The sequence below is a fragment of the uncultured Stenotrophomonas sp. genome, assembly GCF_963519125.1.
Lineage (GTDB): Bacteria > Pseudomonadota > Gammaproteobacteria > Xanthomonadales > Xanthomonadaceae > Stenotrophomonas.
The window spans coordinates 18,211-40,234 of sequence record NZ_CAUQLJ010000011.1; the positions used below are offsets into that span (position 1 = coordinate 18,211).

At 66.9% G+C, this 22,024-nt stretch carries 21 protein-coding genes; 5 read left to right on the plus strand and 16 right to left on the minus strand.

The window, feature by feature from the left end; genetic code table 11:
• Nucleotides 1-27 precede the first annotated feature (27 nt).
• Complete coding sequence (mdoH, locus tag RYM47_RS11065; protein ID WP_315387894.1) at nt 28-1,932, minus strand: glucans biosynthesis glucosyltransferase MdoH; 1,905 nt, start codon at nt 1,930-1,932, stop codon at nt 28-30.
• A gap of 374 nt (nt 1,933-2,306) precedes the next feature.
• Nucleotides 2,307-2,486: a hypothetical protein gene (locus RYM47_RS11070; RefSeq protein ID WP_315387896.1), complete on the minus strand. Its 180-nt coding sequence runs from the start codon at nt 2,484-2,486 to the stop codon at nt 2,307-2,309.
• Nucleotides 2,487-2,672: 186 nt separating this feature from the next.
• Between RYM47_RS11070 and RYM47_RS11075 the strand changes: the two genes are divergently transcribed.
• The gene (locus RYM47_RS11075; RefSeq protein ID WP_315387897.1) at nt 2,673-3,062 is read left to right on the plus strand and encodes a DUF2628 domain-containing protein; all 390 of its coding nucleotides are present in this window, start codon (nt 2,673-2,675) and stop codon (nt 3,060-3,062) included.
• Nucleotides 3,063-3,125: 63 nt separating this feature from the next.
• Here RYM47_RS11075 and RYM47_RS11080 read toward each other — a convergent pair whose 3' ends face one another.
• The 12 genes from RYM47_RS11080 to RYM47_RS11135 all read right to left on the minus strand — a co-directional run bounded on the left by RYM47_RS11080 (nt 3,126) and on the right by RYM47_RS11135 (nt 13,490).
• Nucleotides 3,126-4,601 (minus strand): SulP family inorganic anion transporter, encoded by a 1,476-nt coding sequence (locus RYM47_RS11080; protein WP_315387898.1) that lies wholly within the window; start codon nt 4,599-4,601, stop codon nt 3,126-3,128.
• A 32-nt stretch (nt 4,602-4,633) separates the two neighbouring features.
• Nucleotides 4,634-6,580 (minus strand): response regulator, encoded by a 1,947-nt coding sequence (locus tag RYM47_RS11085; RefSeq protein ID WP_315387899.1) that lies wholly within the window; start codon nt 6,578-6,580, stop codon nt 4,634-4,636.
• Nucleotides 6,567-7,430 (minus strand): ATP-binding protein, encoded by an 864-nt coding sequence (locus tag RYM47_RS11090; RefSeq protein ID WP_315387900.1) that lies wholly within the window; start codon nt 7,428-7,430, stop codon nt 6,567-6,569. The genes RYM47_RS11085 and RYM47_RS11090 overlap by 14 nt, the downstream gene beginning before the upstream one ends.
• Nucleotides 7,427-8,443: an ATP-binding protein gene (locus tag RYM47_RS11095; protein ID WP_315387902.1), complete on the minus strand. Its 1,017-nt coding sequence runs from the start codon at nt 8,441-8,443 to the stop codon at nt 7,427-7,429. Before RYM47_RS11095 ends, RYM47_RS11090 begins: the two co-directional genes overlap by 4 nt.
• On the minus strand, nt 8,434-8,835 hold the full coding sequence (locus RYM47_RS11100; RefSeq protein WP_315387904.1) for an ATP-binding protein: 402 nt from the start codon (nt 8,833-8,835) through the stop codon (nt 8,434-8,436). The genes RYM47_RS11095 and RYM47_RS11100 overlap by 10 nt, the downstream gene beginning before the upstream one ends.
• Nucleotides 8,832-9,203, minus strand: a complete 372-nt coding sequence (locus tag RYM47_RS11105) for an STAS domain-containing protein (RefSeq protein WP_315387906.1) — start codon at nt 9,201-9,203, stop codon at nt 8,832-8,834. The genes RYM47_RS11100 and RYM47_RS11105 overlap by 4 nt, the downstream gene beginning before the upstream one ends.
• Before the next feature lies 1 nt (nt 9,204).
• Nucleotides 9,205-10,059, minus strand: a complete 855-nt coding sequence (locus RYM47_RS11110; RefSeq protein WP_315387908.1) for an STAS domain-containing protein — start codon at nt 10,057-10,059, stop codon at nt 9,205-9,207.
• Between the two features lie 162 nt (nt 10,060-10,221).
• The gene (locus RYM47_RS11115; protein WP_315388071.1) at nt 10,222-10,506 is read right to left on the minus strand and encodes a PQ-loop repeat-containing protein; all 285 of its coding nucleotides are present in this window, start codon (nt 10,504-10,506) and stop codon (nt 10,222-10,224) included.
• Nucleotides 10,506-11,201, minus strand: a complete 696-nt coding sequence (locus RYM47_RS11120) for a glycosyltransferase (protein WP_315387910.1) — start codon at nt 11,199-11,201, stop codon at nt 10,506-10,508. The genes RYM47_RS11115 and RYM47_RS11120 overlap by 1 nt, the downstream gene beginning before the upstream one ends.
• Nucleotides 11,198-11,785, minus strand: a complete 588-nt coding sequence (locus tag RYM47_RS11125; RefSeq protein ID WP_315387912.1) for a methyltransferase — start codon at nt 11,783-11,785, stop codon at nt 11,198-11,200. Before RYM47_RS11125 ends, RYM47_RS11120 begins: the two co-directional genes overlap by 4 nt.
• Nucleotides 11,782-12,540 (minus strand): PIG-L family deacetylase, encoded by a 759-nt coding sequence (locus RYM47_RS11130; protein ID WP_315387913.1) that lies wholly within the window; start codon nt 12,538-12,540, stop codon nt 11,782-11,784. The genes RYM47_RS11125 and RYM47_RS11130 overlap by 4 nt, the downstream gene beginning before the upstream one ends.
• On the minus strand, nt 12,528-13,490 hold the full coding sequence (locus RYM47_RS11135) for an acyl-CoA dehydrogenase family protein (protein WP_315387915.1): 963 nt from the start codon (nt 13,488-13,490) through the stop codon (nt 12,528-12,530). Before RYM47_RS11135 ends, RYM47_RS11130 begins: the two co-directional genes overlap by 13 nt.
• A gap of 134 nt (nt 13,491-13,624) precedes the next feature.
• Here RYM47_RS11135 and RYM47_RS11140 point away from each other — a divergent pair, with 134 nt between their 5' ends.
• The 4 genes from RYM47_RS11140 to RYM47_RS11155 all read left to right on the plus strand — a co-directional run bounded on the left by RYM47_RS11140 (nt 13,625) and on the right by RYM47_RS11155 (nt 18,682).
• Nucleotides 13,625-13,789 (plus strand): hypothetical protein, encoded by a 165-nt coding sequence (locus RYM47_RS11140; protein WP_315387917.1) that lies wholly within the window; start codon nt 13,625-13,627, stop codon nt 13,787-13,789.
• Nucleotides 13,790-13,876: 87 nt separating this feature from the next.
• The gene (locus RYM47_RS11145; RefSeq protein WP_315387919.1) at nt 13,877-16,114 is read left to right on the plus strand and encodes an ATP-binding protein; all 2,238 of its coding nucleotides are present in this window, start codon (nt 13,877-13,879) and stop codon (nt 16,112-16,114) included.
• On the plus strand, nt 16,111-16,584 hold the full coding sequence (locus RYM47_RS11150; RefSeq protein WP_315387920.1) for a response regulator: 474 nt from the start codon (nt 16,111-16,113) through the stop codon (nt 16,582-16,584). Before RYM47_RS11145 ends, RYM47_RS11150 begins: the two co-directional genes overlap by 4 nt.
• Complete coding sequence (locus RYM47_RS11155) at nt 16,577-18,682, plus strand: response regulator (RefSeq protein ID WP_315387922.1); 2,106 nt, start codon at nt 16,577-16,579, stop codon at nt 18,680-18,682. The genes RYM47_RS11150 and RYM47_RS11155 overlap by 8 nt, the downstream gene beginning before the upstream one ends.
• 28 nt (nt 18,683-18,710) lie before the next feature.
• Here RYM47_RS11155 and RYM47_RS11160 read toward each other — a convergent pair whose 3' ends face one another.
• Nucleotides 18,711-19,616 (minus strand): tyrosine-protein phosphatase, encoded by a 906-nt coding sequence (locus RYM47_RS11160; protein WP_315387924.1) that lies wholly within the window; start codon nt 19,614-19,616, stop codon nt 18,711-18,713.
• Between the two features lie 15 nt (nt 19,617-19,631).
• Nucleotides 19,632-21,926, minus strand: a complete 2,295-nt coding sequence (locus tag RYM47_RS11165; RefSeq protein ID WP_315387926.1) for a TonB-dependent receptor — start codon at nt 21,924-21,926, stop codon at nt 19,632-19,634.
• Nucleotides 21,927-22,024: the final 98 nt, after the last annotated feature.

Below are 22,024 nucleotides of genomic sequence, written 5' to 3' on the forward strand. Positions count from 1 at the left end.
GCATTATGGGGCAGACCGGCGGCCGGATCAGTGTCCGGCGCGCTCGGCCGCCGCGCGGCGCAGTTCCGCAGCGCGTACCAGGATGGTCGGCGGACTGGTCTCTTCGGGGATTTCCATCAGCCGCAGGCGGTGCAGCAGCTGGCCGGCACGACGGTCGGAGGTCAGCGCGACCACCGGGATCGCCAGCACCATGCCCACCACCACCGGCGCCATCCAGGCGGCGAGAGACGGCGACACCGCATAGGCCAGCACACCCATGAACAGTCCGAATACGCTCAGGCCGCCGTAGCCCTTGATCAGCGCCGGCCACGAAATGCCGCCGTCATCGCGCTGCTGCGCGTCCCAGCCCGAGTCCTTGCCGGCCAGCACTTCGGCCACGCCACGCGACTGCACGTACATGACCACCGGCGCCATCAGCGCGGCCAGCACGGTTTCCAGCAGCATCGATACGAATGCACGGATACCGCCGCCGCAGCCCCGGCGTTCGGCCGGATCCAGCAGCATGGCGAAGTAGCCCAGCACCTTGGGCAGCAGCAGCACCGCCATGGTGATCGCGAACATGCGGATCACCTGGGTTTCGTCCTGCTGACGCCAGTACACGCCCGGCGAGAGATGCAGCACTTCGCTGAAGTCGATGCCGCCCTGGAACAGCGGAATGGCAATGCCGATCAGCATCAGCATCGCCCACATCGGCGCGGTGAAGTAATGGCCGATGCCGATCATCATGTGCATGCGGCTGACCCAGTGCAGGCCGCGCGAGCCCACCACCTTGGCGTGCTGCAGGTTGCCCTGGCACCAGCGGCGGTCGCGCACCAGCATGTCGGTCAGGGTCGGCGGGCCTTCTTCGTAGCTGCCCTTGAGGTACGGCACCATGTGCGTGGCCCAGCCGCCGCGGCGCATCAATGCCGCCTCGACGAAATCATGGCTGAGCACGTGCCCGCCGAACGGCTGCCGACCCGGCAGCGGCGGCAGGCCCGCGTTTTCGGCGAAGGCCTCGGTGCGGATCACCGCGTTGTGCCCCCAGTAGTTGCTCTCGGCGCCGTGCCACCACGCCACCCCGCGCCCGATCACCGGGCCGTACACGCGCCCACCGAACTGCTGCATGCGTGCGAACAGCGTGCGACCGCCGATCACCGCCGGCAGGGTCTGGATCAGGCCCACGTCCGGGTTGTGCTCCATGCCCGCGACCAGGCGCACGATGGTGTCGCCGGTCATCAGGCTGTCGGCGTCCAGGATCAGCATCTGCGGATAGCCGGCGCCGAAGCGGCGCACCCAGTCGGCGATGTTGCCGGCCTTGCGCCCACTGTTGCTGCCGCGGCGGCGATAGAACAGGCGCTCGTGCCCGCCCACGGCCGCGCACAGTTCGGCGAACGCTTCTTCTTCGGCCGCGCCGATGTCCTCGCGGCGGGTGTCGCTGAGCACGTAGAAGTCGAACTGCTCCAGCTGCCCGGTACTTGCTACCGACTCATAGATCGCCTGCAGCCCGGCCAGCAGGCGGCGCGGGTCTTCGTTGTAGGTGGGCATCAGCAGCGCGGTGCGCGTATGCACCTGCGGCAGCGGCTCGTCCGGGTCGATGCCCAGCTTGTAGCCGCGGTCGAACACGGCGGTGAGGAAGCCAGCCAGCGCACCGGCGAACGACAGCGCGATCCAGGCGAACAGCGCCACGAACAGGACCAGCAGGCAGCCTTCCAGTACGGTGATGCCATTGACCGCCAGCACCTTCCACATCATTGCGGTGGCGGCAGCGGTCATCGCGGCGGTGCCGCCGAAGATGTAGAAGCGGCGCAGCGCGATCATGCGCGGCGCGGTGCGCTGGCGCGACACCCGTAGGCTGCCGTCAGTGAAGCTCTGCTCGGGCATGCCCAGCGGGGTTTCAGCAGGCAGCACCGAACGCCCTGCATCAAGGGCGATATTGACGTCCTGCACACTCATGCGTGGCTATCCTGCGCGCCGGCGCGGCCATGGGCAGCGGCGGGCTGATGTCTGTGACTACCGGAAACCACGAACTCTCCAACGGCGCTGAGGCGAAAAATGCGGCCCAGCATAGGGGGGCAAATGTAAGCCGGGCGCGAAGGGCCTTGCGGTCGATTCTCCCCATTCAGCTAAGTGGAAGGCGATCGTATAGGGTCAACAGCGACAAGTCGCTGCAGCCCTTGCGGCACAAGGGCTTGCCTATTCAGGATGTTCGGGCCGCGCCGGAACCGGGCGTCGCAGGCAGCGTCTGACGCAGACCGGTCCAGGTCGTCCACGACCCCCGAGTGCGCAGTTCAAGCCCTCCGGAATACGGTAGGGCGGCCGCGCCCGGCTCAGGCCGTGGCGGCCTCGACGGCGACGTCGGTCGCCAGCTGCGGCTGCGCCAGTGCGCGCAGCCCGACATGGGAAAACTGCAGGTGGGCCAACAGGTGCTGCGCCTGGGTGGCAACCGGGCACGGCAGGATGCGCGGGCCAGCCTCGGGTCGCTCAGGGGACATCACTACGCTCGACATGGTCTGATTCTTCTCGGTGCATTCCAGTTCGCCGCAGGGCTCCGTGCCGCGCGGAATGCGCACCCTATATCAATTCATGGACGAATGTGTGACGCCGCATGCAGGTCACCTGGCTGCGCCAGAAAACTGGCGCAAATCCATATGCTGCATCTATCATGTAAACGTTTACACAACCTGCAAGTGGATATGGATTCCAACATCGCGTCATCGCACAGCCCCAAGTGGCAATTCCGTTTCGATTTCTTCAATGCCCACGGCGCGCCCAACACGCCCGCCTTCAAGGCAGCCTACAAAGCCCTGCCGTTCGGCCAGAAGATCAAGGTCAACTTCAACTTCTTCGCCCTGTTCTTCGGCTGTATCTACCTCTTCATCCTGGGCATGTGGCGCAAGGCCCTGACCATCCTCGGCCTGACCCTGGTGCTGGGCGTGGTGCTGGCCTTCCTGCCCGACCCGATCGGACGCGGACTGGCTGCAGCGTGGTCGCTGTTCATCGCGTTGACCACCAATTACAACTACTACCTGGAACAGGTGAAGGGCGATACCAGCTGGAATCCCTTCAAGGGCATGCGCTGGTAAGCCGGTCGACACCCTGCATGAAAAAGGCCCGGTCCTGCGACCGGGCCTTTTTCTTTGGACACCTCAGTGAGCGCCGGGCGTGGCACCGTCCGCCTGCGGCCGGCCCAGGCGCTCCACCAGGGTCTGGCTGGCCGCGTTGAGCCCGACCACCTCCACCTGCGCACCGTGCGCGCGCAGCTTGGCCGTCACCCGGTCCAGCGCCCCCACCGCGCTGAGGTCCCAGAAGTGGGCATGGGTCAGGTCGATCACCACCCGCGCCGGGACGTGCTGGTAGTCGATGCTTTCGGCGAACTGACCGGCCGAGGCGAAGAACACCTGGCCGCTGACCCGGTACGTGCGTACGCCGTCGCCGTCCACGTCATCGGCAACCACCAGCAGGCGACCCACCTTGCGTGCGAAGAACAGCGCCGAGAGCAGCACCCCGGTCAACACGCCCTTGGCCAGGTCATGGGTGGCCACCGTGACCACCACCGTGGCCACCATCACCACCGAGGAGCTCTTCGGATGCAGGCGGAATTCGGCGAACGAGCGCCAGTGGAAGGTGCCGATGCTGACCATGATCATCACCGCTACCAGCGCCGCCATCGGAATCTGCCGCACCCACTCTGCGCCGTACACGACCAGCAGCAGCAACAGCACCCCGGCCCACAGGCACGACAGGCGACCGCGACCGCCGGAAGAGACGTTGATGACCGACTGGCCGATCATCGCGCAGCCGCCCATGCCGCCGAACAGCCCGGCGGTGATGTTGGCCAGGCCCTGCCCCGCACACTCGCGGTTGCGCTGGCTGGGCGTGTCGGTCATGTCCTCGACGATCTGCGCGGTCATCATCGATTCGAGCAGGCCGACCACCGCGAGGGTGGCCGACACCGGCAGCAGCAGCTTCAGGGTGTCCCAGGTCAGCGGCACGTCCGGGAACAGGAACACCGGCAGGCTGTCGGGCAGCGCGCCCATGTCGCCCACCGTGCGCACGTCCCAGTGCAGTCCGATCGACAACGCCGTCAGCACCACGATCGCCACCAGCGCCGAGGGCACAGCCCGGGTGATGCGGGGAAGCAGGTAGATGATGGCCAGGCCGGCGGCGCACACCGCCCAGACCTGCCACGAGCGCCCGATCAGCTCGGGCATCTGCGCCAGGAAAATCAGGATGGCCAGCGCGTTGACGAAGCCGGTGATCACCGAGCGCGACACGAACCGCATCAGCGCGCCCAGCTTCAAGGCGCCGGCCGCGACCTGCAGCAGCCCGGCCAGGATCGTGGCCGCGAGCAGGTACTGCAGGCCGTGGTCCCTGACCAGGTCGACCATGACCAGCGCCATCGCGCCGGTAGCGGCCGAGATCATGCCCGGGCGGCCGCCGGCGATCGCGGTGACCACCGCGATGCAGAACGAGGCGTACAGGCCGACCTTGGGGTCGACCCCGGCAATGATGGAAAAGGCGATCGCCTCGGGGATCAGCGCAAGCGCGACCACGGTGCCGGACAGCAGGTCACCGCGGATGTTGCCGAGCCATTGCTGGCGCAGCGGGTAGGAAACGGACATGAGGGAGGCAGCGCGACGTCAGAGGGGCGCCATCATACCGACCCGAACATGGCCCGTACGCTGCGCAGCAGGTCGTGCACGCTGAACGGCTTGGGCAGCAGCGACATACCCTCGCCCAGGAACTCGTCCCGAACGGCGGCGCTCTCGGTGTACCCGGTAATGAACAGCACCGGCAGGACCGGGCGCAGCGCGCGGGCCGCATCGGCCAGCTCGCGACCGTTCATGCCGGGCAGGCCGACATCGGACAGCAGCAGCTGCACCTCGCGGCCGGAATGCAGCTCCAGCAGTGCCTGTTGCGCATTGGTGGCCTCCACTACCTGGTAGCCGGCTTCAACCAGCATCTCACGCACCATCATCCGCACCGACTCGGTGTCGTCCACCAGCAGGATGCGTTCGGCGTGGCCGCGCTGTGCCTGCGCCGTTGCCGGTGCGGGCGGCAGTTCCGCCGCGAGCTCGCGGCCTTCCGGCAGCAGCAGCTCGATCTCGGTACCTTCGCCCGGCTCGCTGGCGATGCGGGCGCTGCCCCCCGACTGACGCGCAAAGCCATACGTCATCGACAGGCCCAGGCCGGTCCCCTCGCCCTGCGGCTTGGTGGTGAAGAACGGTTCGAACACCTTGCCGCGCAGCTCGAGTGGGATGCCACTGCCGTTGTCGATCACCCTGACGCTGATGTAGGGCCCGGCCGCCAGCTCGTGGTCGCGCTCGAGCTGCACGCGGCCGGCACGCAGCCGGATCAACCCCTGCCCGGCCAGCGCGTCGCGCGCGTTGATGACCAGGTTGAGCATGACGTTCTCGAACTGGTTGGCGTCGGCCACCGCCACCAGCGTGTCGGCACCCAGCTCCAGTTCCAGTTCGATGTTCTCGCCGATCGAACGGCGCAGCATGTCTTCCAGCGAACGAATCCGTACAACCACGTCGAAAGGTTGCGGATCCAGCGGCTGCTTGCGCGCGAAGGCCAGCATGCGCTGGGTCAGCCCCGCGGCGCGGTGCGCCGAGGCGGTGGCGATGTCCACATAGCGGCTGGCCTTTTCCCACTTGCCGCTGCTGGCCGCCATCTCGATCATGTCCAGGCCGGAAATGATGGTGGTCAGCAGATTGTTGAAATCGTGCGCGATGCCGCCGGTGAGCTGGCCCAGCGAGTCCATCTTCTGGGCCTGCATCAGCTCCATTTCGGTACGTTCGCGCTCGGCAATCTGGAACGCCAGCTCGTTGTTGGCACTGGCCAGCTCCTGGCGCTGCTCCAGCTCGCGCACATGGCGCTCGGTGATGTCTTCCACGATGACCAGGCCCAGGCCCGGCGCGCTGTAGGGCGTGACCCGCCACTCGGTCATGCGCCGACTGCCCAGCAGCGGCAGCGCGAACGTGCCTTGCCAGCGCTCGCCTTCTGCCAACGCGACCTTCAAGGCGCTCATCGCGCCAACCTGGTGATCCAGCAGCGACTCGATGTCGCCTTCGCCGAAGTGGTCGCCAAGGAGACGCTTGAACGCATCGTTGGACTCATGCACCTGCAACTGGCCATCGAGCACGCCGATCGGCGTACTGACCTGGCGGAAAATCTCCCCAAACCGTGCTTCGGCCTCGCGCAGCGCATCTTCAGCGCGGCGCGCGCGAAGCAGACTGCGCAGCGTGGCCAGCAGTACATCCGGGTCCACCGGGTGGATCAGATAGGCGTCGGCCCCGGCGTTGAGGCCGGTGATGAGGTCGCCGGTGGCGATGGAGGCAGCCGACACGTGCACCACCGGCAACAGCTGCAGGCGTGGATCGGCGCGCAGTTCCCGCACCACATCGAATCCGCTCATGTCGGGCAGGTTGACGTCCAACACCAGCGCACCGAATTCCTGTCCCTTCAGCTGGACCAGGCCTTCGCCGCCGGTGGCCGCTTCCTCGACGCGGAAACCATGGTGCTCCAGCACGCGGCGCACCGCATAGCGGGTCACCGCGTTGTCGTCGACGATCAGGATCTGGTCACGCGTTGGCATCGGCGGTCCCTTCGGCGGCCAGCCTGATCGGCAGCGTCACCTGGAATTCCGAACCCACGCCCAGCTCGCTGGTCACGCCGACCGTGCCCCCCAGCAGCTCGGCAAAGCGCTTGCACAGCGACAGGCCCAGGCCTGTACCGCGCAGGCGCTTCTGCAGTGGCGAATCGACCTGCACGAAATCTTCGAACAAAGTTGGCAACAGGTCCTGCGGGATGCCGATACCGGTATCGCGCACGCTGAAGCACACCGATTGATCGTCGACCAGCTTCGCCGCGACGATCACCTGCCCATTGGGTGTGAACTTGAGCGCATTGGAGATGAAGTTGCGCAGGATCTGCGCCAGCTTCTTGTCGTCGGTGTACAGCCTCCGCAACTCCGGCGGATCCTCGAACACCAGGTCGACCTGGTTGCCCTCGATCAGCGGGCGGAACATGCCGCGCAGCGCCGAGAACAGATCCATCAGTTCAAACCAGGCCGGCGAGATGGTGATCCGCCCCGCTTCGATCTTGGCCAGGTCCAGCAGGTCATCGACCATTTCGCGCAGTTCGCCGGCCGAGCCGCTGATGAAGCGCACCTGGCGGCGCTGCTCGTCGGTCAGTGGGCCGTCCATGCCGTCTTCCAGCAACCGGGTCATGCTCAGGATCGAGCCCAGCGGGGTGCGGAACTCATGACTCATGTACGAGAGGAAGCGGCTCTTCAGCTCGGACACCTCGCGCAGCTGCTCGGCCTGCTGGTCCAGCTCGGCGTACAGGGCGAGCACGCCCTGGTTGGTTTCTTCCAGCTCCGCTCGCAGGGCATCGGCCTGTTCGCGCAGCTGCTGGACTTCCTGTTCGGTCGTGGGGGCGTTCAATGCAGGTCTCCAAGCCGCAGCGCAACGATGCCGGTGTCGTCACGACCACGATCAAAGTCGCGCTGCAGTACCGCCACGATCAGGGCCGGGTGGCGGTGTAACAATCCGGGGTAGTCGCGCAGGTTCCAGCGTGCCTGCAGTCCGTCACTGTGCATGAGCAGCAGCGTGCCTGCGGGCGCGTGAAAATGGAATGGTTGTGCCTTGCGGAACTGCACCCCGACGATCCCCGGGTGCGAGGCCATGCCCCGGGTGGCGGTGGGTTCGTGCAGGGCAGCGGCAATGTTGCCGATGCCGGCAAACTGCACCGCCCCACTGTCCACGTCCACTTGGGCCACGGCCACGGCGCCGCCGCGCGTACCGGACATCGCCGCGTGCATCGCGGCAATGACATCGGCCGGGGCAGCACTTCCGCGCTGCGCGGCTGCGGCGACGCCCGCCTGCGCGGCGTCGGACGCCGACAGGCCATGCCCGAGGCCATCGATCAGGCTCAGTGAGACAGAGCCAGCATCGGCGCGCAGGTACCATGCGTCACCGCAGGCCAGCTCATGCCGCATTGCCAGGCGCAGCGCACCGTAGGGCACGTCGACGTTGCGCGCGGCCCGGCTGGCGTAGATGCGCACCACCACCACGCTGCCCTTGTCGTCCGACCACGCATCCATCAGCGTGGCCAGGCGCTTGATCGCCCCCAGCCCCTGGCCCCGGGTGCCGCCGGTGGAGTAGCCATCCGGCAGGGACTGGGCCAGTGAAAAGCCCGGGCCCGCATCAAGTGTGTACAGCTCCACACCGTTGCCACCGCGACCGCAGACCACCGAGAGGTACATGCGGCCGCCGCGCGCGTGCTTGACCAGGTTGGTGGCCAGCTCGGTGGCCGCCAGCGCTACGCGGCCGGCGTCCACCTCGTCGAAGCCGATGGCGTCGGCCACGGACTGGGCCGCCCGGCGAGCCTGGCCCACCTGCGAGACTTCCTCCACCACCACGACCTCGGTGACGCGGCCGGAAAAATTCAGATCCATTTGGTGATGGCAATGCGGGTGCCCTTGCCGGGCGCACTGTCGAGGTCGAACACATCCACCAGGCGCTTTGAGCCGGAAAGTCCCAGGCCCATGCCGCTGCCCGACGACCAGCCATCGGTCAACGCCTGCGCCAGGTCGGGAATACCGGGACCCTGGTCCGAGAACACCAGCTGCAGGCCACGGCGTACGCCGCTCTCCACTACCGACCATTCCATGCTGCCGCCGCCGCCGTAGATCACGGCGTTGCGGGCCAGTTCGCTGGCGGCGGTCACCAGTTTGGTCTGGTCGATCAACCGCATCTTGCAGGCCACGGCAGCCTGGCGCGCGGCTTGGCGGGCCAGCACCACGTCCTGCTCGACGCGGATCGGCAGCGAACCACTGATGGCGGTCATGAGGCGTCTTCGTCTTCGTCGGCCCGCTGGAGCAGCGCCATGCCGCGCTCGACGTTGAGCGCGGTGCGCACGCCGTCGAGCGTCAAGCCCAGTTCCACGAGGGTGATCGCCACCGCCGGCTGCATGCCGACCACTACCGTGGTGGCATCCATAATCCGGGCCAGCGAGGAGATCGTGGAAATCATGCGACCGATGAACGAGTCGACGATATCCAGCGCGGAGATGTCGATCAGCACGCCGCGCGCGGAGGTCAACCGGATTTTCTCGGTCAGGTCATCCTGCAGGGTCATCGCGAGCTGGTCATGCATGTCGACCTGGATGGTGACCAGCAGCAGGTCGCCCATTCGCAGAATAGGGATGCGGTCCATCTCAGCGGGCGGCCTTGGTGACCACCTGGCCGGTGCGCTTGAGCGCCAGGGCCAACGCGTCGGCCAGGTTGGCCTTGGTCACGATGCCCTGGAGATCCAGGCCCAGGTGCACGATGGTCTGGGCGATCTGCGGACGCACGCCGCTGATGATCGCGTCGGCACCCATCAGGCGGATCGCAGTCACGGTCTTCAGCAGGTGCTGGGCGACCAGGGTGTCCACGGTGGGCACGCCGGTGATGTCGATGATGGCGATTTCAGAACCGGTCTCGACGATGCGCTCCAGCAACGACTCCATTACTACCTGGGTCCGCTGCGAATCGAGCGTGCCGATCATCGGCAGCGCGAGCACGCCGTCCCACAGCTTCACCACCGGGGTCGACAGCTCCAGCATTTCTTCCTGCTGGCGCTGGATCACTTCCTCGCGGGTCTTCTGGAACGACTTGACGCTGTGCAGGCCAAGATCGTCGATCAGTTCGGAGATCGCCCACAGCTGGTCGCCCAGTGCCTTGGCGTCATCCACGTAGGCGTTCTGCACCAGCTCGAACAACGGGCGCTTGAGCGAGAACAGGAAGCTGGCGGTTTCCGACGAAGTGAAGCCTTTCAGCACGCGATCACGCGAGAGCTGCTCGAGGAACTGACGGATTTCCTGCCATTCCGCGCCGCCAACGCCGCCGGCACCGGCGGTGGACAGCGCCGCCTGGTACAGGCGCCAGAATTCGCGGGTCTGGTTTTCCAGTTCCCGGGCGCCGATCCGGCCGTCCTGGCCCTGGGCGGCCAACTGTTCGGACCACTGCGCCAGCACGGCGTCCTGCTGGCCACGGAGAAGGTCGATGGTGCGCTGCTGCAATGCCGCCATGGGGGTAGTTCCTGCAGGGATAAGTGAGAAAGCCCCGACGCGAAGAGGCGTCAGGGCTCGAGATGACCCGAGCTTAAATGAATTCAGGTAGAGGCACCATCAAGACAACCGATGCACCGTGAAGACGGCGTGCACATTTCTGACTAATTCAGAAACTTGGTGTCATCGCCGGTGGTCTGGTCGCTGATGTCTGCGTCGGCGGACTGCCAGGACCTGCCCGGTAATGGCGGTCAGCAGGATGAGGCTGTTGGTGACCACGAATACCGTGGAGCCCAGCACCACGCTGTAAATGATGAAGAGTACGGATGCGGTCATCTGGCCAATGAACAGCCAGGTGGACACGCCTTCCGACGCGCCGTCCTGATGCTGCTTGTAGATCTGCCGGGCCAGGGTGGCGATCAGGACCACCGTGGCCGCCCAGCCGAGCAGGTCCGCCGGCTGCTCCATCATTCCGGCGCCAGCCGTACTGGAAGCAGCGCGGCCCCCATCACTTCCCGCTCCAGCGCCCGCAGGAACCCGCTGAACCCGTGTTCGGCCCGGGCTGCCCGGCGTGCGCTGGTCGCCACGGCGGGGCGCGCAAGCCATGCAACCCGCGCGCCGTTGGCTGTCATCGCGTCCACCAGCGCCACATCCTCACCGGTGTGCAGGGGTTGGAATCCGCCCACCGCCAGGTACGCGGCCGCGCTCATGCCCAGATTGGCACCGTGGATATGCCGATGCCCGTCGCGCGCGACCTCGCGGTCGGAAAATGCGTTTCGTACGGCGTCCGGATAGTCCAGCCAATCCATGACCCCGACCACGCCGCAGAAGACATCCGCATCGGAGCTGACCTGCCGCCACAGCCAGTCTGCCGGCACCACGGTGTCGGCATCGGTGCTCGCTATCCAGCGCGCGCCACTGGCCAATGCGAACGTGGCCGCTGCGGCGCGGGCACTTCCAACACAACGCGCTTCCAACACCACGGTAGCCACACCGTACTCCTTGCATACCGACGCGGTGGCATCACTGCAGGCATCCAGCGCCACCACGACCACCACCTCTTCGCCTTCCAGGCGCGGATCGCCCGCCGCAACGGCAATCGAGGCCAGGCAGTTGCCAATGGCCAGCGCTTCATCGTGAGCCGGCACGATCACGCCGATCATCGCAGGCCTTCCTGCTGCGCCACGCTGGCCAGCCCCGTGCCCCAGCCCTGCATCAGCAGATCCGCGTCCTGGTAGCAGAAGGCTTCTTCCAACCCCCGTGCAAAGGTGCGGTGCACCTGCAGCGCCGAGCTGCGCGCCTCATCGAAGGGGTGCAACCAGTGACAGGCCAGCAGCAGCCCGTCGTCGGTCAGGCTGGCCCGCAGTTTCGCCGCCATTTCCACCACGTCCTGCGGCGCCAGGTAGTAGCCCACCTCGCTGACCACGATCAGGTCGAAGCGCCCCTCCGGCCATTGGCCAGGGTGACTGGCCTGCGCCAGGCGCACGTTGGGCCGGTCATACGTGGTCTCGGCAGCGTCGGCCAGTGCGGCCGCATTGAGGTCGGTGGCGAGCAGTTCGTCGCATCGGCCGGCCAGCTCGGCCGTGAGCACCCCGTTGGAGCACCCGACCTCCCACGCGCTGCGGTAGCGCTGGCGTGGCAGGCAGGCCAGGGTCAACGCCCGCTTGCGTGCCTCGTACCAGCGGTTGCGGTACTGGAATGGATCCGGCTCCTGGTAGATCTGTTCGAAGTAGTCGGCAACGCTCATCCAATGAGTACCTCATAAGGGCGGCGGAAACGCGCCAGCACGTGCTCCGGCAGGATGGGCTCGCACTCCAGGTCGCCCACGGCACCGGTCTGCGTAGCGAATGCCGCCATTGCCTGCTGCTTGCGCGCCTGCGAATCGGCGCACAGCGCAATGCGCTGCGCGCTGGGCCACGGCCCTGCAGCCGCCGCCGGGTCCAACCAGTGCCAGGCCCATACCGGGTACTGCAGCGCACGCGCGCCGCAACTCACGGCCGCAGCCACGGACGCCCGCCCCACGGCTTCGTGGTCCGGGTGCGCGTCGCGTACCCACGGCGCCACCACGACATCGCCGGGCAACAGGCGACCGGCGAGATGCGCGGCCAGGTCGGGCTCATGGCGGGCGACGGTTCCATCGGGAATGCCCAGCGCGCTGACATGGGTCGCGTCCATGCCCAGCGCCTGCATCGCGCTGGCCAGCTCGCGCCTGCGTGCGTCGCGGAGCCGGGCCTGCGACCAGCGTGGATGATCGGGGTAGCAGGCCTCGCCGTCGGTCACCGACACCACCTGCACGTTGCACCCTTCCGCCAGCGCCGCCTGCATCAGGCCGCCGCAGGCCAGCACTTCATCGTCCGGGTGCGGCGACACCACGACCAGGCGTCGTGCGCCGAGCAGCACCGTATCGGCCTGCACCGACGGCAGCGCCTCCAGCCACGCGCAGGTTTCCCACTCGGACTCGAGCGTGCCCCTTCCTTCGATCCGCACCGTCACAGCGTCCACGGCGCCTCCTGGCGCTGTACCGCCCTGCCGAGCTCGGCCCAGTCGCGATCCGCGTGGCTCTGCCGGATGAACACCGTCAGGTCCGCCCAGCGCTGGGCGTGATCCGGGTCCAGGCACATCGGGGCCGGGCCCAAGGTGCGCCCGATCGCGTCCAGCACCTGCGTGCAGGTGCGTTCGACCACGCTGCGCACACGGATGACGTCGGGCTGGTGGGACCGCGCAGGCATCGCATCGATCCACGCGGCGAGTTCACGCAGCAGTGCGGCAGACGACTGCAATGCCATGTCGACCTGTCCGAGCAGCGCGGCCGCCTGCGCATCACCCTCCACCCGGGTCGAGCGCTGCAGTGGCGATGCCAGCGCTACCGCAGCGCCATACCAGCACGCGGCAATCCCGGCGCCGCCATGCCAGAAGCCCGGCCGCGCCAGATACGCACCGGGCGCGCCTACCGGCTCCGCATGCACCCGGTCGAACTGCACCGTGCCGCTGGGAATTCCGCCCATGCCGGTCGCGTGCCAGGTCTGCGGTTGCAGCAATACGCCCGGCGCGTCGGTGCGGATGCACACCAGCCGGGAACCTTCGCCATCGCGCGCCGTCACCAGTGCCACATCGACCAGGCCCGCACCCGAGCACCACGGCTTGCTGCCGCTGACCGTCCCGGTGTCTTCATCGAAGCGGAGCGTTGCCTGCGGACCCTCGGCGGCCCACACCGCTGCCAGGGTGCCCTCGCCCAGCAACGTCGCGTGCAGATCGGCCAAGATCGCCTGCGCGTCGTAGTGCGCCTCCAGCACCTTTGCAATGCACAGGTCGCGACCGGCCAACGCGGCCAGCAAGCGCCAGCGCTCCAGCGTGTGGCCCCGGCCGGGCAGGGGCAGCGCGGGCTGGCGGGTCAATACCTCCCGCGCAGCGGCTTCAAGTGCGGGGGCAGCGTGGTCGGAGAGCCTGTCCATGCCCAAGGGATACCCTGCCCGGCGTCTGGGGTGGGTGACTGGTGCGTGTGGACGACGTGCAGTGCACGCGGACGCTGCCCTCACCGCGCCGCGCCCAAGCTGCGATGACAGACGCAGACCTGCGAGGACGCACGATGAACGATTCGAAATCCAACCCGCTTGAAGGCAAGGACGACCAACAGAAGGCCCACACCCCGGACACGCTGCGCAACGAAGATGCGACGTGGAAGGATAAGGACATGCCGGAACAGGACCACAACGCGACGCCCGAGGATTACGAGCGCCCACCCAAGCCCTGATTCCCGGCTCCTCACGGAGCGGGCGGTGCCGATATGCGAAGCTATGGGGTGGCTTCCTGTTTACGGTACCCGGTGGGGGTTCAACGAATGTCGTCCTGGAATGTGAGTGACCGCGGCCTGGATGTTTCCGGCTGCGCGCGAGAACCGATCCGCACGCCAGGCGCCATCCAACCCTACGGCCTGATCCTTGTCCTCGACCCGCGCACGTTGGTGGTCAAGGAGCGCGCGGTTGCGCGCCCTGACCTGCTGGAGGTGTTCGGCGATCCGCTGGGACGCTCCATCGAGGAGGTATTGGGTGGCGCCCTGGCCCGATGCAGGCCGGCGCTGGAAACCCTCAAGCCCGACACCACGCAGTTCCTCGGTGCACACCCCATCGGCACCCATGGCGGCCACCACACGCTGGCCCATCGTCTCGGCGATGACCTCATCGTGGAGCTGGAAGAACCGGTCCCGGGCGAGCCGGGTTCGCTGGAAGACCTGTACCCGGCGATCCGACGCTTCATGGAAGCGATCGAGCGGGTCGAGACCACGCGTGAGCTGTGCGAGCTGGCCTCCGTACAGATCCGCGAGCTGACCGGTTTCGACCGCACCCTGGTCTACCAGTTCGACAAGGACTGGAACGGCGCGGTGGTCGCCGAGGACGGCAACGGCGTGCTGCCCAGCTATCTGGACCTGCGTTTCCCCGAGTCCGACATTCCGGCCCAGGCGCGCGCGCTGTACCAGCAGAATCGCGTGCGCCTGATCGCCGACAGCGACTACCGGCCGGTGCCGCTGGTCCGCAGCCCCGAAACCGCGGATGCAGGGCCGACCGACCTCAGCCCGGCGATGCTGCGCAGCGTGTCGCCGGTGCACCTGCAGTACATGCGCAACATGGGCACCGGCGCCTCGATGTCGGTGTCGCTGCTGCGCGAAGGCGAGTTGTGGGGCTTGATCTCCTGCCACAACGCGCAGCCCAAGCGCGTGCCCTATCACGTGCGCACCGCGTGTGAGTTCATCGGGCAGATCCTGTCCCTGCAGATCTCGCTGAAGGAGCGCGCCGCGGTCGTGGAAGCGCGGATTGCGCGCCGCGCGATCCAGGTGCGACTGCTCGGCCGCATGGCGGGCGACACTGATTTCATGGCCGCCCTGGGCCGCGACCAGCACAACCTGCTCGCCCTGACCCAGTCCAGCGGTGCGGCGATCGTGCACCGGGGCGAATGCCTGCTCCATGGAGAGTGCCCCAGCCAGGCGCAGGTGCTGGAGCTGGTGCAGTGGCTCAGCGTGCAGCAGCACGACGGCGACCTGTACTGCACCGACCGGCTGCCGCTGCTGTTGAAACCCGCCGACGCCTTCGCCGGCGTCGCCAGTGGCGTGCTGGCGATTTCGATCTCGCAGATCCACGACAGCTTCGTGCTGTGGTTCCGTCCCGAAGTGGTCCGCACCGTGCGCTGGGGCGGTGATCCGCGCAAGGAAGAAACCGGCCTGCCCCTGTCGCCGCGTACCTCGTTCGAGGGGTGGAAGGAAACCGTGCAGCTGCAGTCGCTGCCGTGGGATGACGTCGACCGCGATGCCGCGCTGGAACTGCGCACCGCCATCGTCGACATCGTGCTGCGCAAGGCCGAGGAAATGGCTGCGCTGAACGAACAGCTCCTGCGCAGCAACAAGGAGCTGGAGGCGTTCTCGTATTCGGTCAGCCATGACCTGCGCGCGCCGTTCCGCCACATCGTCGGGTATTCGGAACTGCTCTGGGCCTCGGCCGAGGAGCGGCTGAACGATTCAGAGAAAAGATTCCTCGATACCATCGTCGAGTCCGCACAATCGGCGGGAACGCTGGTGGACGACCTGCTCAGCTTCTCGCAGATGGGCAGGTCCACGATGGGTCAGATCTCGATGGACATGACCGCCCTGGTCGAAGACGTACGGCACAAGCTGGACATGGAGTACGCCGGGCGTTCGATCACCTGGCGGATACCGCATCTTCCCCGCGTTCAGGCAGACCCGGGCATGCTCCGCCTGGTCTGGCAGAACCTGCTGTCCAACGCGATCAAGTTCACCCGCGACAGCGCCGCGCCCACCATTGAAGTGGGCCACCAGCGCGGCGATACCGAAGACGTGTTCCATGTGAAGGACAACGGCTGCGGCTTCGACATGCGCTACGTGGACAAGCTGTTCGGCGTATTCCAGCGCCTGCACCATGCGGACGAGTACGAAGGCACCGGCATCGGCCTGGCCAACGTGCACCGCATCGTCACCCGCCACGGCGGGCGGACCTGGGCCGAAGGCCGGGTCGGCGAAGGCGCCACCTTCTACTTCACCATTCCCTTTGTTTCTGGAGACAACCTATGAGAGATCTGCGGCCGATTCTGCTCGTGGAAGACAATCCGAAGGACGCTGAGCTGACGATGGCCGCACTGGCCCGCTGCCAGCTCCTGAACGATGTCACCCACGTGCGGGACGGTGTGGAGGCCCTGGAGTACCTGCGTACCGAGGGTCGCTACGAGGGCGCCATGCACGGTGGCCCGGTGGTGGTGCTGCTCGACCTGAAGCTGCCCAAGCTCAATGGACTGGAAGTGCTGAAGGAGATCCGCAGCGATGCGGCGATCAGCAGCACTCCGGTGGTGATGCTCACCTCCTCGCGCGAGGAATCGGATCTGGTCAGCAGCTACGAACTGGGCGTCAACGCCTTCGTGGTCAAGCCGGTGGATTTCAAGGAGTTCCTGGAAGCCATCCAGGGCCTGGGCATGTTCTGGGGCATCACCAACCAGCCGCCGCCGCAGGGCACGCTGTTCGGCGCCAAGAGTCGTCGCGATGTCTGAGCGGTCGGACGGCACCTCGATCCGCATCCTGATGGTCGAGGACAGCGCGCTGGATGCGGAGCTGATCAGCCTGCAGCTGCGCCGCGCCGGCATAGCGTTCACGGCAGACCGCACCTGGTCCGAACAGGGCATGCGCGATGCGCTGGCCACCGACGCGTTCGACGTGATCCTGGCCGACCACGTGCTGCCCGGGTTCAGTGGCGACGCCGCGCTTGTGCTGGCGTGCGAGCTGGCGCCCGAGGTGCCCTTCATCTTCGTCTCCGGCACCCTGACCGAAGAGTTGGCGGTCGAAGCCCTGAAGCGTGGCGCGCGCGATTACGTGGTCAAGGCGCGCCTGCAGCGCCTGCCTGATGCGGTCGTGCGTGCGATCAAGGAAGCACGGGAACGACGCCATCTGCAGCAGGTCGAGAGCGACCTGCGCGACAGCCAGCAGCGACTGCACATGTACGCCATGGCCCGCGACATCGGCGAACTCAGGCAGGCCCAGGCCCAGCTGACCGCCAGCAACGAGTCGCTGGAACGCCAGGTGAGCGAGCGCACCTCTGCCCTGCATCGCAGCGAAAGCCGGTTGCAGGCGCTGTTCGAGTCCAGCTTCCAGCATCAGATCCTGCTGACCCTGGACGGCCGCATCATCGACACCAACTCCGCCGCGCTGGACGCCATCCTCGCGGGCAAGGACGACGTACGCGACGCGATCTACTGCGAATCGGCCTGGTTCGCCGATACCGACGGCGTACCGGCGATCGTGTCCGGCGCGGTTCACGACGCCGCCGCCGGCACCGCCTCGCGGCATGAACTGGACCTGCGCCTGCCCACCGGCAAGCGCAGTTTCGAGTTCTCGTTCCGGCCGCTGCTCGACCACCAGGGCAGTGTGACCGCCGTGGTTGCCGAAGCGGTCGAAACCACCGCCCGCCGCCAGGCGGAGGAAGCCCTGCGCCAAAGCCAGAAGATCGAAGCCGTCGGCCAGCTGACCGGCGGCATCGCGCACGATTTCAACAACATCCTGACCGTCATCGCCGGCAACGTGGAGTACGCCAAGCTGCTCACCGACCGCCTGGGCGACGCTGCCGGTGGCTCGGCGCGGGCCCTGGACAACGCGCTCAAGGGCGTGATGCGCGCGGCCAACGTGACCCAGCGCCTGCTCGCGTTCTCGCGCCGGCAGCCGCTGCGCAACATGCCGGTGGACCTCAACGCGCAGGTGCGCGACATGGAAGACATGCTGCACCGCTCGCTCGGCGAACTGGTTCAGCTGGAAATGGTGCACCACCCTGACATCTGGTGCGTGGAGGTCGACCCCAGCCAGCTCGAAGCCTCCGTGCTCAACCTGGCGGTCAACGCGCGCGATGCGATGCCCGACGGTGGCCGCCTGGTCATCGAAGTGGACAACGCCCACCTGGATGACGACTTCACCGCGCAGAACCCCGATGTGCCGCCCGGCCGCTACGCCATGCTGCGGGTACGCGACACCGGCCACGGCATGTCCGCCGAAACGCTGACCCGGGTATTCGAGCCGTTCTTCACCACCAAGGAAGTCGGACGCGGCACCGGCCTTGGCCTGTCGATGGTGTACGGCTTCGTCAAGCAGTCCGGCGGCCACGTGCTGGTCGATTCCACGCCGGGCAGCGGCACGTCGATCACCCTGCTGTTCCCCCGCTCGGACGCTGAGCTGCCGCAGAGCGGGCAGAACGAGCAGCGCGGCCTGGGCGGCTATGAAATGCAGGACGAAGCCACGGTACTGGTGGCCGAAGACAACGACGACGTACGCGCCTACACCGTGGATACCCTGCGCCAGCTGGGCTACCGCGTGCTCGAAGCGCACGACGGCCCGTCGGCCATGCGCCTGCTGGAACGTACCGACGTCAGCGTGGACCTGCTGTTCTCGGACATCGTGATGCCCGGCATGTCGGGCTGGGAGCTGGCCAAGCGCGCCGTGTCGCACAAGCCGGCACTGCGCGTGCTGTTCACCTCCGGCTATCCGCGCGACATCGACGCCAGTGGCGCGGTGGGGCGCAGCATTCCGATCCTGGCCAAGCCCTTCACCCGCACCGATCTGGCCGGCGCGATCAGGGGCTCGCTGCAGGACGAAGCCGCCGCCTAGCGCGGCTTCGCCTGCATCGCGGCGGGTATCAGCCCGCCTGGCCCAGCCGGACCTGCAGGGCGCGGATTTCTTCCTCGCTCAGCCCCACTGCCTTGAGGTAGCCCGCCGCGCCGCCGTACTGCGCGTGCAGCGCGTCCAGGAACATCTCCATGTTCTCCGGCGCGGTGCCGCCCATGCCGGCCATTTTCCGCGCGATCTCCGGGTGCTGCCTGATCAGCGCCATCATCTGCACGTTCATCGCGCTGTCCTTGGGCTGGCCTTCCAGGTAGTGCGCCGAGATCGCATAGTTGTGCACGATGTCCGCACGCGGCACGCCGGCCAGGTCGAGCAGGATGCCGGAGATGATGCCGGTACGGTCCTTGCCCGCGGTGCAGTGGTACAGCACGGCACCGTCCTGCTGCGCGGCCATGCGCTGGAACACCTCGCGGAACTGCGGCTGGTTGCTGCCCAGCCACTGCACGTAGGCCGCGCCCAGCGAATCCGGGAAGCTGGTCATCATCTTCTGCAGATCCATCTTCTCGGTGCCCATCAGCGAGATGCGCTGGTAGTCGAAGCGGGCATCGTTGGCGAGCAGGTCGGGCGACTGCGTCTCTTCATCGCCGGTGCGCAGGTCGATGTCGAGCTTGACCCCTGCCGCGGCCAGCGCGTCACGGTCGGCCACGGTCAGCCGGCTAAGGTCAGCGGTGCGCACGAAGGCCGTCGCCGGAATGGGACCGTTGCGCCCCTGCAGGCCAGCGAACGTGCGTACGTTCCAGGCGCCTTCCAGCGTCATTACGCGCTGGGCGTCGTCGGCAACCGGCTGGACGTTGTCGGCGGTTGCTGCAGCCACCTGTGGCGCGGCGGCCGGGGCCGTCTTCGGCGCGGCCGTGGCCATCCACGGGGTGAGGGTCAGCGCGATGGCCATGCTCAGGGACAGCGGGTGCAATACATTCATGGGTAGGCTCCGGGATCAGAAGTGCACGGCCAGTTCCAGGCCGTAGGTACGCGGGTCGTTGAAGATGCCGGACTGGCCCAGTGCGGCATTGTTGAGCTTGTAGAACAGGTGTTCCTCGTCGAGCAGGTTGCGCGCCCACAGCGAGACATCCAGCGTTGCGCCGTCGGCGTTCAATGGCATGTCGACCAGTGCAACGCGTGCGTTCACCACGAACGAACTGTCGGTGAGCTCCTGGTCGTACTCGCTGGTGTAGTAACCGTCGGACCAGTTGCCATCGACATGGAACTTGAGCGCTGCGTTGTTGGCGAACGGCACCCAGTAGTCGATGGCCAGGCTGCTGGCATGCTTCGGCGCCAGCAGCGGCTGCACCGTGACTTCGACACCGGCGCCGAACGGATCCTGCGTGGTCAGCGCATCGATGTCGGTGTAGGCATGGGTGAAGCCCACGGTGAGGTTGTCCACCGGCATGACGCTGAACTCAAGTTCCGCGCCCCGCGACTTCGTGCTGCCGTTGGCATTGGTGGTCACCATGGTGGTGCGGGTTTCACCGCTGTTCGGGTCGAACGGCAGGGTGAAGTCCATCTGCTTGTGTTCGATCTTCGAATCGAACAAGGCCAGGTTGAAGCGTGCGCGGTTGTCCCAGAACTGCGACTTGAAGCCGAGTTCAAACGCGGTAACTTCTTCCGGGTCGAACGCGGTGTAGGTGGTCGAGCGCGAGTTCGCGCCGCCCGCCTTGAAGCCGGTGCTGTACTTTGCGTAGACCATGGCGTTGTCGCCTACGTCGTAGGCCACGTTGACCATCGGGTCGAAGCGTCCCCAGGCATCGTCAAAGGTCAGGTCGGTGGCCAGGCCGTTCACGGTGTACAGACTGCCGTTCTTCTCATCGCGGGTGTAACGGCCACCGGCGGTGAGGTGCAGGTTTTCCAGTGCGGCCGGGGTCCAGGTGGCCTGGCCGAAAATGCCAAGGCTGTCGGTCCATGCCTTGCTGGCGCGGTCGATGCGCACGTTGGCCAGGTTCAAGGGATTGGTGGCCGGATTGAGCGTGTAGCTGTTGCCACCCGGGCCCCACAGCAGCATGTTCGGCGTCTGAGCGTTGTCGCCCGCGGTCTCATGGTAGTAGAACGCGCCCACCAGGTACTGCACCTGCGAGGTCTCGCCGATCAGCTGGAATTCCTGGCTGTACTGGTGCTGGTAGACCTGCGCCAGGCTGTAGCGGCCGAACGGGGTATTCGCGCCGCCATAGGCAGAGATCGCGTCGACCAGGCCCATGTCGAACTGACCCTGCTCCAGCTCCCGGTACGAGCTGATCGATTTCAGTTCCAGGTGCTCGCCCAGCGTCCAGCCGAGGTTGAGCAGGTGGCCGCTGGTGCGCCCGATATTGTCTTCCTGTGGGCCACCCAGGATGGAACTGTCCCGGCGGTCCTCGCTGGCGCCCGCTTTCTGCAGTGGGCTCAGGTATGGGCCCGCGACCAGAATCTGGGTGTGGTACGGCGTGGTGGCGTCGTAGGAACGATCAAATGCGTAGAGCGCGGAAAACGTATCGCTCGGCTCCCACAGCGCGCTGACCCGCGCGCCGCGCTTGTTGTAGCTGTTGAAGTCCTGTTCGCCACGCATCGGGTTGTCGGTGGTGCCGCCACGCTTGGCCTGCACCGCATCGATCTTGACGCTGACATCGCCCACCTTGGGCAGGTCCAGGTGCAGCGCACTGTTGTAGCCGCTGTAGTTGGCGACCCCGGCGGTGACGGTGCCGCCGAACTCACCGGTGGGCGCCTTGGTCACGATGCTGACCGCACCACCCTCGGTATTGCGGCCGAACAACGTGCCCTGCGGCCCCTTCAGTACTTCGATGCGCTCCACGTCGTAGAGCATGGTGCCCAGGCCCTGCGAGCGCCCAAGGAACACGCCGTCCACGTAGATGCCCACGCCGGCATCGCGCGCCGGCTGGTTGGCATCGCCGGAGGCGCCGATGCCGCGGATACCGATGTTCAGCGCCGAACTGCGCGTGGCGAACGGGGTCACCCGGAGCGAGGGAATGGCACCGTCGGCGAAGCTGCCGAGCGAGATCGCGCTGCGATCCTTGAGCATCCCGGCGTCAACCACGCTGACCGAGATCGGGGTCTGCTGCAGGTTGGTGGCGCGCTTCTGCGCGGTGACCACAACCTGGTCCAGCGCGACCACGTCGGCGTTGGCATCGGCGGTCGTGTCAGCGGGAAGGGTCGTCTCGGCGAACGCCAGCGAAGGCAGCAGCGCGGCGATCGAAAGGGCAAGCACCTGCGGGCGCAGGGCAACACGGGAAAGGGAGAGACGCATGGGGGTCCGGTCGCGTGAAGGGTGGGCAAGCCGGCGCAGTCTGCGCAGCCCGCATGACAAATGAATGACCGTTCATTCTCATTTCCAATGCACTACCC

Excerpts from the sequence above, each read along its gene's own strand:
- mdoH (WP_315387894.1), bottom strand. The coding sequence starts at position 1,932 with ATGAGTGTGCAGGACGTCAATATCGCCCTTGATGCAGGGCGTTCGGTG.
- RYM47_RS11070 (WP_315387896.1), bottom strand. The coding sequence starts at position 2,486 with ATGTCGAGCGTAGTGATGTCCCCTGAGCGACCCGAGGCTGGCCCGCGC.
- RYM47_RS11075 (WP_315387897.1), top strand. The coding sequence starts at position 2,673 with ATGGATTCCAACATCGCGTCATCGCACAGCCCCAAGTGGCAATTCCGT.
- RYM47_RS11080 (WP_315387898.1), bottom strand. The coding sequence starts at position 4,601 with ATGTCCGTTTCCTACCCGCTGCGCCAGCAATGGCTCGGCAACATCCGC.
- RYM47_RS11085 (WP_315387899.1), bottom strand. The coding sequence starts at position 6,580 with ATGCCAACGCGTGACCAGATCCTGATCGTCGACGACAACGCGGTGACC.
- RYM47_RS11095 (WP_315387902.1), bottom strand. The coding sequence starts at position 8,443 with ATGGATCTGAATTTTTCCGGCCGCGTCACCGAGGTCGTGGTGGTGGAG.
- RYM47_RS11100 (WP_315387904.1), bottom strand. The coding sequence starts at position 8,835 with ATGACCGCCATCAGTGGTTCGCTGCCGATCCGCGTCGAGCAGGACGTG.
- RYM47_RS11105 (WP_315387906.1), bottom strand. The coding sequence starts at position 9,203 with ATGGACCGCATCCCTATTCTGCGAATGGGCGACCTGCTGCTGGTCACC.
- RYM47_RS11110 (WP_315387908.1), bottom strand. The coding sequence starts at position 10,059 with ATGGCGGCATTGCAGCAGCGCACCATCGACCTTCTCCGTGGCCAGCAG.
- RYM47_RS11115 (WP_315388071.1), bottom strand. The coding sequence starts at position 10,506 with ATGGAGCAGCCGGCGGACCTGCTCGGCTGGGCGGCCACGGTGGTCCTG.
- RYM47_RS11120 (WP_315387910.1), bottom strand. The coding sequence starts at position 11,201 with ATGATCGGCGTGATCGTGCCGGCTCACGATGAAGCGCTGGCCATTGGC.
- RYM47_RS11125 (WP_315387912.1), bottom strand. The coding sequence starts at position 11,785 with ATGAGCGTTGCCGACTACTTCGAACAGATCTACCAGGAGCCGGATCCA.
- RYM47_RS11135 (WP_315387915.1), bottom strand. The coding sequence starts at position 13,490 with ATGGACAGGCTCTCCGACCACGCTGCCCCCGCACTTGAAGCCGCTGCG.
- RYM47_RS11140 (WP_315387917.1), top strand. The coding sequence starts at position 13,625 with ATGAACGATTCGAAATCCAACCCGCTTGAAGGCAAGGACGACCAACAG.
- RYM47_RS11145 (WP_315387919.1), top strand. The coding sequence starts at position 13,877 with ATGTCGTCCTGGAATGTGAGTGACCGCGGCCTGGATGTTTCCGGCTGC.
- RYM47_RS11150 (WP_315387920.1), top strand. The coding sequence starts at position 16,111 with ATGAGAGATCTGCGGCCGATTCTGCTCGTGGAAGACAATCCGAAGGAC.
- RYM47_RS11155 (WP_315387922.1), top strand. The coding sequence starts at position 16,577 with ATGTCTGAGCGGTCGGACGGCACCTCGATCCGCATCCTGATGGTCGAG.
- RYM47_RS11160 (WP_315387924.1), bottom strand. The coding sequence starts at position 19,616 with ATGAATGTATTGCACCCGCTGTCCCTGAGCATGGCCATCGCGCTGACC.
- RYM47_RS11165 (WP_315387926.1), bottom strand. The coding sequence starts at position 21,926 with ATGCGTCTCTCCCTTTCCCGTGTTGCCCTGCGCCCGCAGGTGCTTGCC.